General features: G+C 61.9%; 17 protein-coding genes. 15 read left to right on the top strand and 2 right to left on the bottom strand.

Translation table 11 applies throughout. The annotated features are described in order from the left end of the window. Positions 1-48 precede the first annotated feature (48 nt). From gap to FFM53_RS17145, 7 genes are all read left to right on the top strand, one after another. Positions 49-1,059 (top strand): type I glyceraldehyde-3-phosphate dehydrogenase, encoded by a 1,011-nt coding sequence (gap, locus tag FFM53_RS17175; protein ID WP_012758881.1) that lies wholly within the window; start codon positions 49-51, stop codon positions 1,057-1,059. A 251-nt stretch (positions 1,060-1,310) separates the two neighbouring features. Further along, on the top strand, positions 1,311-1,625 hold the full coding sequence (locus FFM53_RS17170) for a hypothetical protein (RefSeq protein ID WP_003552580.1): 315 nt from the start codon (positions 1,311-1,313) through the stop codon (positions 1,623-1,625). 209 nt (positions 1,626-1,834) lie between these two features. Continuing rightward, positions 1,835-2,014 carry a hypothetical protein gene (locus FFM53_RS17165; RefSeq protein WP_138390939.1) on the top strand — a complete coding sequence of 60 codons (180 nt, stop codon included), beginning with the start codon at positions 1,835-1,837 and terminating at the stop codon, positions 2,012-2,014. A 491-nt stretch (positions 2,015-2,505) separates the two neighbouring features. Beyond that, a complete protein-coding gene (locus FFM53_RS17160; protein ID WP_138390940.1) occupies positions 2,506-4,380 on the top strand; it encodes a potassium/proton antiporter in 1,875 nt (624 codons plus the stop codon). Positions 4,381-4,450: 70 nt separating this feature from the next. After that, a complete protein-coding gene (locus tag FFM53_RS17155; protein WP_173883600.1) occupies positions 4,451-5,653 on the top strand; it encodes a phosphoglycerate kinase in 1,203 nt (400 codons plus the stop codon). A 225-nt stretch (positions 5,654-5,878) separates the two neighbouring features. Continuing rightward, a complete protein-coding gene (locus FFM53_RS17150) occupies positions 5,879-6,904 on the top strand; it encodes a class I fructose-bisphosphate aldolase (protein WP_072640618.1) in 1,026 nt (341 codons plus the stop codon). 156 nt (positions 6,905-7,060) lie between these two features. Then, the gene (locus tag FFM53_RS17145) at positions 7,061-7,984 is read left to right on the top strand and encodes a PhzF family phenazine biosynthesis protein (protein ID WP_138390942.1); all 924 of its coding nucleotides are present in this window, start codon (positions 7,061-7,063) and stop codon (positions 7,982-7,984) included. Positions 7,985-8,029: 45 nt separating this feature from the next. Here FFM53_RS17145 and FFM53_RS17140 read toward each other — a convergent pair whose 3' ends face one another. Then, positions 8,030-8,194 carry a hypothetical protein gene (locus FFM53_RS17140; protein WP_003542801.1) on the bottom strand — a complete coding sequence of 55 codons (165 nt, stop codon included), beginning with the start codon at positions 8,192-8,194 and terminating at the stop codon, positions 8,030-8,032. A gap of 172 nt (positions 8,195-8,366) precedes the next feature. Here FFM53_RS17140 and FFM53_RS17135 point away from each other — a divergent pair, with 172 nt between their 5' ends. The 3 genes from FFM53_RS17135 (at position 8,367) to rcdA (ending at position 10,785) form a co-directional block, all read left to right on the top strand. Further along, positions 8,367-9,665 (top strand): MFS transporter, encoded by a 1,299-nt coding sequence (locus tag FFM53_RS17135; protein ID WP_138333416.1) that lies wholly within the window; start codon positions 8,367-8,369, stop codon positions 9,663-9,665. 21 nt (positions 9,666-9,686) lie between these two features. Further along, positions 9,687-9,878 (top strand): DUF1192 domain-containing protein, encoded by a 192-nt coding sequence (locus FFM53_RS17130; RefSeq protein WP_003542803.1) that lies wholly within the window; start codon positions 9,687-9,689, stop codon positions 9,876-9,878. A gap of 391 nt (positions 9,879-10,269) precedes the next feature. Beyond that, a complete protein-coding gene (gene rcdA / locus FFM53_RS17125; protein WP_003542804.1) occupies positions 10,270-10,785 on the top strand; it encodes a protease adaptor protein RcdA in 516 nt (171 codons plus the stop codon). 189 nt (positions 10,786-10,974) lie between these two features. Here rcdA and rpmE read toward each other — a convergent pair whose 3' ends face one another. Beyond that, positions 10,975-11,196, bottom strand: a complete 222-nt coding sequence (rpmE, locus tag FFM53_RS17120; protein ID WP_003542805.1) for a 50S ribosomal protein L31 — start codon at positions 11,194-11,196, stop codon at positions 10,975-10,977. A 192-nt stretch (positions 11,197-11,388) separates the two neighbouring features. Between rpmE and FFM53_RS17115 the strand changes: the two genes are divergently transcribed. The 5 genes from FFM53_RS17115 (at position 11,389) to FFM53_RS17095 (ending at position 16,658) form a co-directional block, all read left to right on the top strand. Continuing rightward, on the top strand, positions 11,389-13,191 hold the full coding sequence (locus FFM53_RS17115; protein ID WP_138333414.1) for an ABC transporter transmembrane domain-containing protein: 1,803 nt from the start codon (positions 11,389-11,391) through the stop codon (positions 13,189-13,191). Positions 13,192-13,334: 143 nt separating this feature from the next. Then, positions 13,335-14,327 carry a Bug family tripartite tricarboxylate transporter substrate binding protein gene (locus FFM53_RS17110; RefSeq protein ID WP_138390943.1) on the top strand — a complete coding sequence of 331 codons (993 nt, stop codon included), beginning with the start codon at positions 13,335-13,337 and terminating at the stop codon, positions 14,325-14,327. Positions 14,328-14,610: 283 nt separating this feature from the next. Beyond that, positions 14,611-14,799 carry a YegP family protein gene (locus tag FFM53_RS17105; RefSeq protein ID WP_064651210.1) on the top strand — a complete coding sequence of 63 codons (189 nt, stop codon included), beginning with the start codon at positions 14,611-14,613 and terminating at the stop codon, positions 14,797-14,799. A gap of 268 nt (positions 14,800-15,067) precedes the next feature. Beyond that, a complete protein-coding gene (locus FFM53_RS17100; RefSeq protein ID WP_012758892.1) occupies positions 15,068-15,406 on the top strand; it encodes a YciI family protein in 339 nt (112 codons plus the stop codon). 7 nt (positions 15,407-15,413) lie between these two features. Further along, entirely contained in the window at positions 15,414-16,658 is a 1,245-nt protein-coding gene (locus tag FFM53_RS17095; protein WP_138390944.1) for an RNA polymerase sigma factor, read from the top strand. The last annotated feature ends 1 nt before the right edge of the window (position 16,659 follow it).

Here is a 16,659-nt window from a genome sequence, read left to right as displayed (position 1 = left end):
ATTCCAGGCCCTCACTATCGGGCCCTACTCTATCGGGAGTGAATGAACATGACAGTCAAGGTTGCCATCAACGGTTTCGGCCGCATCGGCCGCAACGTCCTTCGCGCCATCGTCGAATCCGGCCGCACCGACATCGAAGTCGTCGCCATCAACGATCTCGGCCCGGTTGAAACCAACGCCCACCTGCTGCGCTACGACTCGATCCACGGCCGCTTCCCGGCAACGGTGAAGGTCGAGGGTGACTCGATCATCGTCGGCAATGGCAAGCCGATCAAGGTCACGGCGATCAAGGATCCGGCAACGCTCCCGCACCGCGAACTCGGCGTCGACATCGCGATGGAATGCACCGGCATCTTCACCGCCCGCGACAAGGCTGCCGCTCACCTGACGGCTGGCGCCAAGCGCGTCATCGTTTCGGCGCCTGCCGATGGTGCCGACCTGACGGTCGTCTTCGGCGTCAACCATGACCAGCTCACCAAGGAGCACTTGGTCATCTCCAACGCGTCCTGCACCACCAACTGCCTGGTGCCGGTCGTGAAGGTTCTCGACGACGCCGTCGGCATCGACCACGGCTTCATGACGACCATCCACTCCTATACCGGCGACCAGCCGACGCTCGACACGATGCACAAGGACCTGTATCGCGCCCGCGCTGCTGCCTTGTCCATGATTCCGACCTCGACGGGTGCAGCCAAGGCAGTCGGCCTCGTTCTGCCGCATCTGAAAGGCAAGCTCGACGGCACCTCGATCCGCGTTCCGACCCCGAACGTTTCCGTCGTCGACTTCAAGTTCGTCGCCAAGAAGGCGACCAGCGTTGGTGAAATCAACGAAGCCATCATGGCTGCTGCAAACGGCAAGCTGAAGGGCATCCTCGGCTACACCGACGAGCCGCTCGTCTCCCGTGACTTCAACCACGACAGCCACTCCTCGATCCTCGCAACCGATCAGACCAAGGTCATGGAAGGCAACTTCGTGCGCGTCCTGTCCTGGTACGACAACGAGTGGGGCTTCTCCAGCCGCATGTCCGACACGGCAGTCGCTTTCGCCAAGCTCATCTGAGCGCTCTTGAGACTTCGACATGCAAGCGGCCCGGGAAACCGGGCCGCTTTTTGTTGCCGCGCCTGTGAACGACACCAGCCTTCCCTGCTCTGGTATCTTTTCGTCCATTGTCGGGATGGGATCTGTTAGGATAACTCACCTGGACATTGCAAAATGCCCAGTTTCCTCGCGCCGCATCGGCCGCCGGCCAGGCGCGGAACGCCAATACCCGTGCGGTAGCACTGATGCCCGCATGAAAATGAGAGAGATGGATGGATTATTTTACCGTTGAAATCGCCGGCCGCGCCGTTGCCAGTTTTCGTTCGGAAAATCACGAGGAAGCGACGCATTTCTTCGAGGCGGAAGACTTTCGCGACGATCTGACCGTCCTGGAATCCGAAGGCAAGCCTCTTTGGGACCGCAAAGCGGCCCTGAGCCTGCGCAAGGCGACCACCGAGGAAGCAAGCGAAGTCGAGCACGCCTATGAATTCGACGACGATCCCGAACGGACCATCGAGGACGAGTTCGTCGTGTTCCTGGTCCCGGTCGCGGATCTGACCGACGAGGGCGAGGATACAGAAGACTGACCGACGATCCGCATTTTTCCGGTTCCGAAGTCAGATCGAAGCGGCGGGTTCGAATTCGATAGACGTTCCTGCGCGAAACCATCGTCGACGAAATCCCTGGCCGCAAGGATTGATCTCGGGTTGGCAATCCGCTGGCCAAGCGTGCTAGATTGAGGAAATGCGTGCGCAGCACTGCACAATGGCTAAAATGAGCCAAGTGGAGGTGATAAATGGCAGAGGCACAAAAACGCTTGTCCCACACCACCCACAAACGGCGGCAACGGTTTCACCCCAAGCGGGACGTCAGACCTGCCGTGTTGGCAAAGGCCAATCGTCTGGTCATCTGGGTCGCCGCGTTCATTGGCCTCTCGTTTCTCGCCATCGTCATACTTCAGGAAGTATTGGGATAGCAGAGCAAGAGCCGGCCGCTTCTGGCACAAAACTGCAGCCGGCTGCTCTCGCTGGGCGGCCGGCATGTCCACCCGATATCGAAATATCTCAGCGCTCATTTTCCCCCTCTCCGCATCCGCGCCTGCAATCCAGTCTTCCCGTCATTGGACAAGGCAATCGGGCCGGGTGAAAGGAGGAGCGTGTCTTATTCTGTTGCCATTCGCAGATACCGGCAGGAAAAATCCGTGCCTGTCTTTTTTGCCCTGCTCTCGCCTGATTTTCCTATACATTCCTTATAGAGAATTTCTCCCGTAGCATTCCGTGTCGGTTGGCCGTCCGGCAGCCGTTCAGCAGCATGAAGCAGCTCACGACGAGGTTAAGCCGCAAGGCCTACCCTTCTCTGACGTTTTGCCGTTTACTGACGGATCGCCGCGCGTGACGGAGGGGTTGAATAAAAGCGGACCGGCCGGGGCGGCTGTGTTCGCGAAGCAGTCGATGGAAAGGAGTGGGCATGGAAGCGTTCTATATCGTGGTGCTGGTTTCGACGGCGCTCGTGCTTCTTGCCGCTTTTTCGAGCCTGCTCGCCTTCCGCTTCGGCGCCCCCCTGCTGCTGCTCTTCCTGATGATCGGCCTTGCCGCCGGCGTCGATGGCCTCGGCATCGAGTTCAGCAACAATTATCTCGCCTATATTCTCGGCTCCATCGCGCTGGCCGTCATCCTCTTCGACTCCGGCTTCGGCACGCCGATGCAGGCCTTCCGGCTGGCGGCCGTGCCCTCTCTGGCGCTCGCCTCGGTCGGCGTGCTGATCACCGCCTCGCTCTTTGCCTTCGCCGCCATGTGGCTTTTGAATTTCACCTGGCTGGAAGGACTGCTGCTCGGCTCGATCGTCGCGTCGACGGATGCCGCCGCCGTCTTCTTCCTGCTGCGCATCGGCGGCATCAACATCCGCGACAAGGTGCGCTCGACGCTGGAAGTTGAATCCGGCACCAACGACCCGATGGCGATCTTCCTCACCATCGCCCTCGTCGAGGTGCTGGCGAGCGGCGAGCGTTATGCCGGCATCAATATCGGCATGCTCGCCATGTTCGTGCAGCAGATGGGCCTCGGCGTCATTCTCGGCTTGCTCGGCGGCATGATGATCGTGCTGATCGTCAGTAAGCTCGATACCGATCGCGGCCTGACGCCGATTTTCGTGCTGGCGCTCGCTCTTCTCGTCTTCTCCTTCACCGGCGCGGTTGGCGGCAGCGGCTTCCTCGCCGTCTATGTCGCCGGCATCTACGCCGGAAACCGCAAGATGCAGGCGATCGGCACCATCAAGCGCTTCCAGGACGGCATGACCTGGCTGGCGCAGATCATCATGTTCCTGGTGCTCGGCCTGCTCGCCACGCCGTCGCAATTCCCTGTCATTATCGTGCCGGCCATCCTGCTCGCCCTCTTCCTGATCTTCGTCGCCCGGCCGTTGGCGATCTGGCTGTCGCTGCTTCCCTTCGATTACACGCAGCAGGAAATCGGCTTCGTTGCCTGGGTCGGCCTGCGCGGCGCCGTCTCCATCCTGCTTGCCATCATGCCGATCCTCGGCGGGCTTGAGAACGGTCAGATCTATTTCAACACGGCCTTCATCATCGTGCTGGTCTCGCTGCTCCTCCAGGGCTGGACGATCAAACCCGTCGCCAAAAAGCTCGGGCTGATCATTCCGCCGCGCATCGGCGCGGTCGACAAGGTCGAGGTCGACCTGCCGGGCGCGGCCAACCACGAACTGCTCTCCTACCGCGTCATCAAGGATAGCCCGGTGCTGCGCGGCGAGCGCATTCCGCGCTGGGCAACCCCCTCGCTCGTCATCCGCGACGGTAAGTCGATGCGCTATCAATATGCCGGGCGGCTGCGCGAGCACGATCTCGTCTACCTCTTCATCGTGCCGAGCTATTCCCGCCTGCTCGACCGGCTCTTCGCCAGCCGGGCGCCTGTCGATGACGACGATGCCGAATTCTTCGGGGCCTTCGCGCTCTCTCCTGCCCGCCCCGCCGCCGATCTCGACGCCGCCTATGGCCCCGGCCTGCTCAACGAATCCGAAAAGGGCCTGACGATCGCCGAATTGATGCGGCAGCGCCTCGGCGGCAAGGCCGATTATGCCGACCGCGTCCGCCTCGGCTCGATCATCCTCATCGTCCGCGATTTAGACGAGCACGATCATATCACCTCCGTCGGCATGTCGCTCGAAGCCGTCGAACCGGCAATTACGCTGCCGATCTTCCTCAATCTCAAGGACATCATCCAGCGCATCCGCGACCGACTGAACGGACGCCGGAACCGGGAAACCGCAGCCTCCGAAAGCACGCCGAAACCGCCGGCAGGACGCGACGAAGGCACACGCGAAAACGGCCGCTGAACGCCTTGCGTCTCGAATGATCCTTGCTATGTTCGGCGCAACTTTCGCCAACCACGACAGGATCCTCCCCATGCCTTCTTTCAAGACCCTCGACGATCTTTCCGACATCCGCGGCAAGCGCGTTCTCGTCCGCGTCGACCTCAACGTCCCGGTGAAAGACGGCAAGGTCACCGATGTGACGCGCATCGAGCGTGTGGCGCCGACGATCCTCGAATTGTCCGAAAAGGGTGCCAAGGTGATCCTGCTGGCCCATTTTGGCCGGCCGAAGGATGGCCCTTCGCCGGATCTGTCGCTGTCGCTGATTGCCCCTTCCGTCGAGGAAGTGCTTGATCATGCCGTGCTGACGGCCCCCGACTGCATCGGCGAAGCCGCCGCCTCCGCCGTTGCCGCGATGAATGACGGCGATATCCTGCTTCTGGAAAACACCCGCTTCCACAAGGGCGAGGAAAAGAACGACGCAGACTTCACCAAGGCGCTTGCCGCCAATGGCGACATCTATGTCAACGACGCCTTTTCGGCCGCCCACCGCGCCCATGCCTCGACCGAGGGTCTTGCCCACCACCTGCCGGCCTATGCCGGCCGCACCATGCAGGCCGAGCTGGAAGCGCTGGAGAAGGGCCTCGGTGATCCCGCTCGCCCTGTCGTCGCGATCGTCGGCGGCGCCAAGGTCTCCACCAAGATCGACCTGTTGATGAACCTAGTGAAGAAGGTCGATGCGCTCGTCATCGGCGGCGGCATGGCCAATACCTTCATCGCCGCCCGCGGCACCAATGTTGGCAAGTCGCTCTGCGAACATGATCTCGCCGAAACCGCCAAACAGATCATGATCGAGGCCGCGACCGCCGGCTGCGCCATCATCCTGCCGGAGGATGGCGTGATTGCCCGCGAGTTCAAGGCGGGTGCCGCCAACGAGACGGTCGATATCAACGCCATTCCCGCCGATGCCATGGTGCTCGATGTCGGCCCGAAATCCGTCGAGGCCATCAACGCCTGGATCGAACGCGCCGCAACCCTGGTCTGGAACGGCCCGCTCGGCGCCTTCGAGATCGAACCCTTCGATGCCGCAACGGTCGCTGCTGCGAAATACGCCGCTGGGCGCACGGCAGCCAGCAAGCTCACCTCCGTTGCCGGCGGTGGCGACACCGTCTCGGCGCTCAACCATGCCGGCGTTGCCGACGATTTCACCTATGTTTCGACCGCCGGCGGCGCCTTCCTCGAATGGATGGAAGGCAAAGAGCTTCCCGGCGTCGCGGTCCTCAACGCTGCAAGGTAATCCGCAAGACTGAATTTCGCAGATTTTACATGTGGATAGACCGTGGAAGAAAAACAGCTTCCGCGGTCTTTTGCTCAGAGGATGAAAAAAATCCCAACTTTCAAACGATTGAATTGAATTCAATCGTTTCAATGACTTAGCCTTCCATTTTCCTCCCTATAAACTTCTGTTATCCGCGTTCTATATTCCTGAAGTGCCGATGTTTATTGTTGTGGAGAGAACGAAATGAGCGAACGACTGGAAGACATTGCAGTGCAGATGGTTACAGGCGGCCGGGGGCTGCTCGCCGCCGATGAATCGACCTCCACCATCAAGAAACGTTTCGACACGATCAACCTCGAATCGACCGAAACGAGCCGGCGAGACTACCGGGAGATGCTCTTCCGCTCAGACGAGGCGATGAAGAAATATATCTCCGGCGTCATCCTCTTCGAAGAGACGTTGTTCCAGAAAGCCGCGGACGGCACGCCCTTCGTCGATATCATCCGCGCAGCCGGCGCCATCCCCGGCATCAAGGTCGACACCGGCGCCAAGCCGATGGCCAAATATCCCGCTGAAACCATCACTGAGGGCCTCGACGGTCTCGGCGAGCGCCTTGCCAGATATTATGAAGCCGGCGCCCGCTTCGCCAAGTGGCGCGGCGTCATCGCCATCTCGTCGACCTTGCCGACCCGCGGTTCCGTCCGCGCCAACGCTCAGGCGCTTGCTCGTTATGCCGCACTTTGCCAGGAGGCCGGGATCGTTCCGATCGTCGAGCCGGAATGCCTGATGGACGGCAAACCGGGCGATCACAATATCGACCGCTGCGCCGAAGTGACCGAATCCACGCTGCGCATCGTTTTCGAGGAACTGGCCGATGCCCGCGTCAACCTCGAAGGCATGATCCTCAAGCCGAACATGGTGATCGACGGCAAGAACGCCCGCAAGGCCTCGGTCGCGGAAGTTGCTGAGCGCACCGTCAAGGTGCTGAAGGCGACCGTTCCTCCCGCCGTTCCCGGCATCGCCTTCCTTTCCGGCGGCCAAACGACCGAAGAGGCGACAGCCCATCTTTCGGCGATCAATGCCAGCGGCGACCTGCCCTGGTTCGTCACCTTCTCCTACGGCCGCGCCCTGCAGGACAGCGCGCTCAGGGCCTGGAACGGCAAGCAGGAAAACGTCGCTGCCGGCCAGCGCGAATTCACCCACCGCGCCGAGATGAACAGCCTTGCCGCCAAGGGCAACTGGAAGAAAGACCTGGAAAAGGCAGCCTGAGTTTTGGAGCTTTGAACTAATGGGCAGGGAGCGGCGAACGCAGCTTCCTGCCCTCTCCGCCGTTTCCTGCCCTCTCATTGTCACGGCGACAAGAAACCGCTTCGTTCCGCGAAAAACCGTGATTACTCATAGCGCCCTGTCACAACAGGAGCCGCCATGAACACCCTCTCCTACGTCACCGTCGATGTCTTCACCTCCACCCGCTTCGAGGGCAATCCGCTTGCCGTCATTTCCGATGCGCGCGGTCTGAGCGATGTGGCGATGCAAAAGATCGCCACCGAGTTCAACTATTCCGAAGTCACCTTCGTCCTGCCGCCGGAAGACCCGCAAAATTCCGCCTGCGTGCGCATCTTCACCCCGACGATGGAAGTACCCTTTGCCGGCCATCCGAACGTCGGCACCGCCTATGTGCTCGGCCAGCAGGCGGAGATTTTCGGCAAGCCGGTCGGCGATACGCTGCGTTTTGAGGAAAAGGCCGGCATCGTCGAAGTCAGCCTGAAACGCAGCGGCGGAAAGGTTGCTGCTGCCGCCATCCGCGCGCCGCAGCCGCTGACGATCGGCGACACCATCGCCGCGCAAACCATCGCCGGCTGCGTCTCGCTCGACCCGGGCGTCATCGTCGACACCACCCATGCCCCGGTCTTTGCATCCGTCGGGCTGAACTTCGCCATCGCAGAAGTGAACGGGCTCGAAGCGCTGGCCGCCGCCCGTCCGAACCTTGCCGGGTTCCAGGCAGCTGCCGGCCGCCAGACGACGAGCGGCCACGACTTCTCGCTCTTCCTCTATGTGAGGACAGCCGAAAATCCATGGAATATTCGCGCCCGTATGTTCGCGCCCCTCGATAACGTGCCCGAAGATCCGGCAACGGGCAGCGCTTCAGCCGCGCTTGGCGCCTATCTCGTCTCGCTTGCGCCGGAGACCGATATGAACGCCCGCATCACCATTGAACAGGGCGTCGAAATGGGCCGCCGCAGCGCCATCACCCTTGATGTCGTGAAATCCAACGGCATCGTCACCGATGTCGTCATCTCGGGAGGCTGCGTTTCCGTCATGCGCGGAGAAATTGGCTTGCAAGACTGACGGTCGCAGCCCGGACCATACCCCTGCTTTATACGCAATCCGGGGCTACATCAGGAAATCGCGCGAAAGCAGAGCCACTGCCCAGACGGCGAAAGCGATCAGCGCGAGCTTCCAGAAATCCATCCGCCGCCTGAGGCCGGGAAGCCCGAGCGGTTTGATCACCTGTATCGCCATGGCAAGGATGAGCAGCAAGGCTATCAGCTTTGTCATGCTTTATTTTTTCCGTTTTTCGGAATGTCACAGGACGGACATTTTTCCGCGCGAACAAGAGGATCTCGACACGCCGTAAAGACATTCCGGGGCACAATCAATCATCTTGAGGCTGGGCTGACGCAGGTCCTGCCTTATGTCATTGCAAATCGCTAAGACCGAGTCTGGGGAAATGAAGAGAAATCTGCTGTCCGTCGCCGCGCTGCTCTTTGGCACGCTCTTCCTTTTCATGGGCAACGGCCTGCAGGGCATACTGCTTCCCGTGCGCGGCAATCTCGAAGGCTACGCGACGACGACGCTCGGCCTGCTCGGCACTTCGTGGGCGGGAGGCTTCGTCATCGGCTGCTTGATTGCGCCGAAGATTGTGCGCCGCGTCGGCCATGTGCGTGCCTTTTCAGGCTTCATCTCGATCATCGCCATCATTGCGCTGGTCAGCGGTATCATCATCGATCCGGTCTGGTGGGTGGTCCTGCGCGCCGTCACCGGCTTCTCCACCGCCGGCACGTCGATGATCATCGAAAGCTGGCTGAACGAGCGTGCCAGCAACGAGAGCCGCGGCATGATCTTCTCGCTTTATATCGGCATCACACTCATCGGCGTGGTCGGCGGCCAGATGATGATCCCGCTCGAGGATGTGCGCACGCCGGTTCTCTTCATGATCTGCGGCATCTTCTATTGCATCGCCATGCTGCCGACGACGCTGTCGACCGCCGCTTCGCCGCAGCCGCTGAAGGCGGTGCGCCTCGATCTGCCGGCGCTCTATCGCAACTCGCCGGTCTCCTGCCTCGGCATCCTGCTCGTCGGCATCGCCAACGGTGCCTACGGCACGCTCGGCGCCGTCTTCGGCGCCGGCGCCGGCCTCTCCGACACCAGCATCGCCGTCATGATGAGCGCCACCATCTTCGCCGGGGCGGTGATGCAGCTGCCGGCCGGCCGGCTTTCCGATCGCATCGACCGGCGTTACGTGCTCGCTGCCATGTCGGGGATCGCCGCCCTTGCCGGCCTGCTGATCTTCCTGCTCCACCCGACGTCCCCCGCCCTGCTGATCGGGCTCGTCGTCCTTTACGGCGCCGTGGCGAATACGCTCTATCCGATCGCCGTCGCCCACGCGAACGACTTCGCGTCGTCAGAGGATTTCGTCAAGGTCTCCGGCGGCTTGCTGCTGCTCTACGGCATCGGCACGGTGATCGGCCCGACGCTCAGCGGTCCCGTCATGTCGGCGATCAGTCCACACGCGCTTTTCCTGGTCACCGCCATCGCCCATGTGCTGATCACCGTTTATGCCATCATCAGGAGCCGCATCCGGGCCGCGGTCCCCGCCAGCGACCGCGACGCCTACACGACGATCCCGACCGGCACCTCGGCGATCCTGACACCGCAAAGCATGTCGCTTGCCGATCGCGGCGCCGGCAAACCTCCCGAAACCGGAAAGTCTCCCGAAAGCGACGATCCTGCTGTAAAGTTTGGTTAGGCAGCGAACGGAGGACGAACCATGAGCTTCATCGATGATGACCGGCCGCAGAAGAAAGTCGCCCATGAGATCGGCGCCGATCTCTCCATGCTTTCGGTCGATGAATTGAAGGCGCGGGTGGAATTGCTGAAGACGGAGATCGCCCGTCTTGAGGCCGAGGCCGCCCGCAAAGCCTCCGGGCGGCAGGCGGCGGAGAGCTTCTTCCGCTCGTGATCCGATAAAAACCCCGAAAAACAAGGCTATAGGCGGATAAAATAGCCCGCCTCAAGTCTTAATCCGGCACAATGTTAATAAAATATTAAGCTTTATAAGGTATTACTGTATTCATCCGGATTTCCTCTGGATCTCAGACAGTTTTCCAAGCGGTGAATTGGTCTGATTTTTCTCCCTGTTTTACCTTGAGAGCCGCGTTTGCGGCTCTTCTTTTTCCTATGGCCGGCGCACTTCCACGAAACTGTGGAGATTAACCCTTTCTTAAGAAACGGCTTGCGCATTTGGGCTAATGATACCATCTTAAAGTCATAAAGACCGGGCCTGGAAACTTTTCCGTCGGTGCCGGCGTTACCTGAATATATGTAGCTGCGTGCGAACAGGGACTATTGCGATGTCGGAAGTTGGATTGAACACGATCAGTTTTGCAGGCCGCGCCGCTGCATCCTCGCAGTTCAAGGCACTTTATGCGGAAGGCATGTCGCTGGTCGAAGAGACTGCCGCCTATCTCGACGGTCAGGGCCGCGCCGCCTCCAAGGTTCTGCCGCGGATGGCCTCGGTTCTCTACGCCGCGGAATCGATGCGTCTCACCACCCGCCTGATGCAGATGGCCTCCTGGCTGCTGTTGCAGCGCGCCGTCAACAATGGCGAAATGTCCCGTGACCAGGTGCTGGCCGAAAAGAACAAGGTTCGCCTCGACGGCTTCAACGTCGACCGCGCCGCGCCCGGCTGGGGCGACCTGCCGGAATCCTTCCGCGACCTCGTCGAACGCTCGCTGCGTTTGCAGAACCGTATCGCCCTACTCGACCGCGAGATCTACCGCCCGTCCGAAGCGGTGATCGTTCATGATAATCAGAACAGCGTCCAGGCCCAGCTTTCCCTGTTGCAGACCGCCTTCGGCAACAACTGACCAGATCTGCAAGAATTCGAATACGAACCGGCTGCGTCTTACGTGGCCGGTTTTTTGTTTGCCGCTGAAGCCCGCATCCCTACAGCGTCCTTTACGCGTCCCAAAAGACGCGCGGCACTGTAAGCCGTTGCAAACGCAAAAAAGCCCGGCGAAACCGGGCTCTCTTCGAATTCCGTCGAGCAAAAGCGATTAGAGGCCGAGACCGCCGAAGCGCTTGTTGAACTTGGAAACGCGGCCACCGCGGTCCATGAGCTGCTGGTTGCCGCCGGTCCAGGCCGGATGCGACTTGGAGTCGATTTCGAGGTTCATGACAGCGCCTTCCGAACCCCAGGTCGAGCGGGTTTCGTACTCAGTGCCATCGGTCATGACCACCTTGATCATGTGATATTCGGGATGGATGCCTGCCTTCATAACAATCTTCCTGCGATACCGGAGTTCAATTTGCCGCATGCAGTTGCGGCCAACGAACCGATTGAATAAATGAAGCCGCAGTCGGATGGCTACGGCTTCCCATTAGGATGCGGTGCCTATACATGAAGGACGCCTAGATAACAAGAGCCAACAGGCCGCATTGCGCGGGTCCTGCGGGCGATCGGAGACGATTTGGCAGAGCAGACACGGGCTGAGGAAAACAAGAAGCGATCGCTGCGACCGCTCGGCAGGCTGATGCCCTATGTCATGCGCTACCGCGGCCTGGTGGCCGGTGCGCTGATGTCGCTGGCGCTTGCCGCCATCACCTCGCTGGCGCTGCCGCTCGCCGTGCGTCGCATGATCGATCACGGCTTCACCCAGTCCGACGGCCGCTTCATCAACAGCTACTTCGCCATGCTGATGGTCATGGCCATCGTGCTCGCGGTCGCCAGCGCGCTGCGCTATTATTTCGTCATCACCATCGGCGAGCGCATCGTCGCCGATCTTCGCCGCGATGTCTTTTCCCATGTGACAAGGCTGTCGCCCTCCTTCTTCGACGTCAATCAATCGGGTGAGATCGTCTCGCGGCTGACCGCCGATACGACACAGATCAAGTCCGCCGTCGGCGCCACCGCCTCGGTGGCGCTCAGGAACTTCATCCTCTGTATCGGCGCCATGGGCATGATGATCGTCACCTCGCCGAAGCTTTCGAGCCTCGTCATCGGAGCGATCCCGCTGATTGTCTTCCCGCTCGTCGCCTTCGGCCGCTCGGTGCGCAAGCGCTCACGCGCCGCCCAGGATACGCTCGCCGATGCCTCCGCCTTCGCCAACGAGACGATCGCCGCGACCCGCACCGTCCAGGCCTTCAACGGCGAGGATGCCGCAGCGACGCGTTACGGCACCGCCGTCGAATCCGCCTATGAGGCCGCCCGCGCCGCCATCCGCTCGCGCGCGCTGCTGACCGGGATCGCCATCACGCTGATCTTCGGCAGCGTCGTCGCCGTTCTTTGGGTCGGCGCCCACAGCGTGCTTGCCGGCACGCTTTCGGCCGGCACGCTCGGCCAGTTCCTGCTCTATGCCGTCATCTCCGCCGGTTCGCTGGGCGCGCTGTCAGAGGTCTGGGGTGAACTCTCGCAGGCAGCCGGTGCCGCAGACCGGCTGACCGAGCTTCTCGACGAGGTCTCGCCGATCGCAGCACCCGCCAGCCCTGAGCCGCTTCCCTCGCCCAGCCGCGGCCGCGTCGAATTTTCCGGCGTGCATTTTGCCTATCCCTCGCGCCCCGGCAAATCGGCGCTGCATGGTTTAAGCTTCGCGGTCACGCCAGGTGAGACCGTCGCCATCGTCGGCCCTTCCGGTGCCGGCAAGAGCACCGTCTTTTCGCTGCTGCTGCGCTTCTACGATCCGCAGCAGGGCAGCGTGAAGATCGACGGTGTCGATGCGCAGCTGACGACGCCCGACGAGCTGCGCCAGCGCATCGCCATCGTGCCGCAGGACGTCACCATCTTTGCCGCCTCGATCCATGACAACATCGCCTTCGGCCGTCCCGGCGCCTCGCGTGACGAGGTCCGCGCCGCAGCTCTTGCCGCGCAGGCCGACGAATTCATCGCCCGGCTGGACCAGGGTTATGAGACCGAGGTCGGCGAACGCGGCATCACGCTCTCCGGCGGCCAGCGACAGCGCATCGCCATTGCCCGCGCCATCCTGAAGAACGCGCCCGTGCTGCTGCTCGACGAGGCAACCTCCGCGCTTGACGCCGAAAGCGAAACGCTGGTGCAGAAGGCGCTTGACGGCCTGGTGGACGGCCGCACGACGCTCGTCATCGCCCATCGCCTGGCAACCGTGCTGAAGGCCGACCGTATTCTCGTCATGGATCAGGGCCGGGTCGTCGAAGAGGGCACGCATCAGAGCCTGATCCGTCACGGCGGCATCTATGCGCGGCTGGCGCGGCTGCAATTCGACGCCGCCAATGAGGATGTGCTCGCCGCCGCGAAATAGCCGGCGCGCACTTCTCCCGCCAACAGCGACTAAAGTCTGAACCCGCCGCGCTTCTCTGCGGTTGTCTTTCGCGCGTCCTGCCCTAACCTCTTCATTCCCCGGGGTGGGGATATTGCTGCTGAAATCCTTGGGAGGAGATAGGAATGGCGCTTTTCGATATGACGCGACGTACGGGCCTTGCGCTCGGTTTCGGTGCGCTTGCGGCCCTTGCCGTCGGCGCGTCTGCCGCTGCTGCGGATTTTCCCGATCGCGCGATCACTATGGTCGTGCCCTTCGCGGCCGGCGGCTCGACCGATGTCGTCGCCCGCATCGTCGCGCAGAAGATGTCGGAGGATCTCGGCCAACAGGTAATCGTCCAGAACGTCGCCGGCGCCGGCGGCAATCTCGGCGCCGGTAACGTCGCCCGCGCCGAACCGGACGGCTACACCATCCTGATGGGCACGGTCGCGACCCACGCCCTCAATCCGCTGATCCTGAAATCGACGCCCTATGACGCCGAAAAGGATTTCGCGCCGATCTCGCTGCTCGTCGTCGTGCCGAATGTGCTGGTCGTCAACCCGGAACTGCCGGCAAAGACCGTGCAGGAACTGGTCGCCCTGCTGAAGGCCGAGCCCGACAAATACAGCTACGCCTCATCGGGCAACGGCACGCCGTTGCATCTTTCCGGTGAACTCTTCAAGTCCATGGCCGGCGTCAGCATGCAGCACATCCCCTATAAGGGTGCCGGTCCGGCATTGAACGACGTCATCGGCAACCAGGTGCCGATCATGTTCGACAACCTGCCCTCCTCGTCGAGCCACATCAAGGCCGGCACTCTGCGGGCGCTGGCGGTGACCACGGCCGAGCGCGCGCCCTCCTTCCCCGACGTACCGACCGTCGCCGAGTCAGGCATTCCAGGTTACGAGACCTACACCTGGAACGCGCTTTTCGCCCCGGCCAAGACGCCGAGCGAGGTCGTGACGCGCCTTAACGCCTCGGCCAAGAAAGCGCTCGCCGACCCTGCCGTTGCGGAACGGATGAAGGAATTCAGCGCCACCATCGTCGGCTCGACGCCGGAGGAACTCGCCGCCCATGTGAAGGCCGAACTCGCCAAATGGGAACCGGTCGTCAAGGGCGCGAACATCCAGATGGAGTGATGCCGAGCATGATCCGCAAAGTGTGAGCGGTTTTCGGATGACGTCATGCTCTATTCTTTAAATGAGAACAGGATTCAGATTTTAGGCCGATCCGGCCTGAGATCATCCTGTTCTCGGGCATAGGCGCTGCCGCCCTCATTCGCTTGCGTCCAATAGAAACGGTGACAATTGGACGCTAAGCAACCCAATCCTGATTAAGGCAGTGGAAAAGCTCGCCATTTTGATCTAGCCTCCACTAAGCTGATGGTTGCAATTCAGCGTTTTGGGATTTCGGGAGACATCTATGTATAAATTCGAAGTCTATAAGGATAAGGCCGGCGAGTTCCGCTTCCGCTTCAAGGCATCGAACGGGGAAACCATGTTCCTGTCCGAAGGCTACAAGGCGAAGGCGTCCGCCGTGAGTGCCATCGAATCCATCAAGAAGAACACGCCAAGCGCCGAGGTCGTCGACCAGACGAAGGCCGAGTCCTGAGCAGACCGGCGGCGGCGGCGTGATTGCCGCCCTGCCCTTTCGCGCCCGTAAGCAGCGCCGGCGCCCTTGAGCCTGGCCCGCTTGCGATTTTCGGCGCCATTTTTCTTTTTCGCATATTTTTTTGAAAACCATGTCGAAACGACCGGTGGCCGCGCCTCATTGTTTCGGAACGGCCCCACCGCTCCGCCGGGCTTCACGGTTTTCGGGATCTGGATCCCCGCTATCGGCATGCCCGGATCAACGTCAGCAACGAGATCAGGAGTTTTCCATGCAATATGCTCTCATCATTCGCGAAGCCGCCGAGGATTTCGCCCGCCGTAGCGATCCCGCCTATCGCGACGGCTGGGTCGCCTACAGCCAGGCGCTCGCCCAGGCAGGGATCATGACTGGCGGCGCCGGGCTGACAGGCCCGGAAACCGGCACGATCGTGCGCCGCAAAGGCGAGGACCATGATGTCCAGGACGGCCCCTATCCGGACGGCAAGGAACAGCTCGGCGGCTTCTATCTGATCGACGTCCCTGACATGGACACCGCACTCGAATGGGCAATCCGCGTTCCGATCTCCGACAAGGGTTCGGTCGAGGTGCGCCCGCGCCTGCAGATGTGAGGTGGTCATGCCGCCCGATGCCGGACGCGCTGCCGAAAAGGTGGCGCGTCAGTCCTACGGCAAGCTGATCGCCTTTCTCGCCGCCCGCTCGCGCGACGTGCCGGCGGCAGAAGATGCATTGTCGGAAGCGCTGGCTTCGGCGCTTCGCGTCTGGCCGGAGCGCGGCATTCCTGGCAATCCGGAAGCCTGGCTGCTGGTGGCTGCCCGCCGCAACCTCATGCAGGCTGCCCGCCACCGCACTGTCGAGGCCAATGCGCAAACGACGATATCGGTCGCTTTCGAGGAGGCGGAGGAACGCATGAATGCGGCCGGCAGCGCCGTCTTTCCCGATGAGCGGCTGAAGCTGCTGTTTGCCTGCACCCATCCCGCCATCGACAGCTCCGTGCATACGGCGCTGATGCTGCAGACCGTTCCTGGCATCGAAGCAAAGATCATCGCCCGATCGTTCGTCGTCTCACCGGAGGCGATGAGCCAGCGGCTGGTGCGGGCCAAGGTGAAGATCCGCGATGCCGGCATTCCCTTCGCCGTTCCGCCTCGCCCCGCGTTGCCGGGGCGGTTGGCGGCGGTGCTTTCGGCGATCTACGCGGCTTACGGTCTCGGCTGGGACGGTCTTGACGGAGAGAACGAACGCCATTCGCTCGCCGGCGAAGCGATCTGGCTCGGCCGTGCGCTTCTGGCGGTGCTGCCGGACGAACCGGAAGCTGTTGGCCTGCTCTCGCTGATGCTTCACTGCGAAGCCCGCCGCAGCGCCCGGCGCGGCGGCGATGGCCGATATGTGCCGTTGGATGAGCAGGATACGACTGCGTGGAACGCGATCATGATTGCCGAGGCGGATGCGCTGCTGCGCAAGGCCGGCAGCTTCGACCGTTTCGGCCCCTTCCAGTGCCAGGCGGCGATCCAGTCCGTGCATGCGGCGCGCCGGCTATCGGGAACGACCGACTGGCAGGCGCTGACGACACTCTACGCAGCGCTGGTGATGATGAAGCCGACGCTGGGTGCGCGCGTCAGCCAGGCTGCGGTGATCGGCAGGGCCTCGAGCGCCGCTGCCGGGCTGGAGCAGCTCGACAAGCTCGATCCGCGCGACATCGCAAGCTACCAGCCCTACTGGGCGGTGCGTGCCTTTCTCCTGACCCAGGTCGGCGATCATACCGCGGCAGCCGATGCCTATATGACAGCAATCGGCCTCAGCGACAGCCCCGCCGTGCGCGATTTCCTCGCCGGCCGGCTAAAGGACGCGCGGCAGGCGATATGAT

The sequence above is a fragment of the Rhizobium indicum genome, assembly GCF_005862305.2.
In the GTDB taxonomy this organism is placed as follows: domain Bacteria; phylum Pseudomonadota; class Alphaproteobacteria; order Rhizobiales; family Rhizobiaceae; genus Rhizobium; species Rhizobium indicum.
This window is presented reverse-complemented; position numbering and strand designations above follow the sequence as displayed.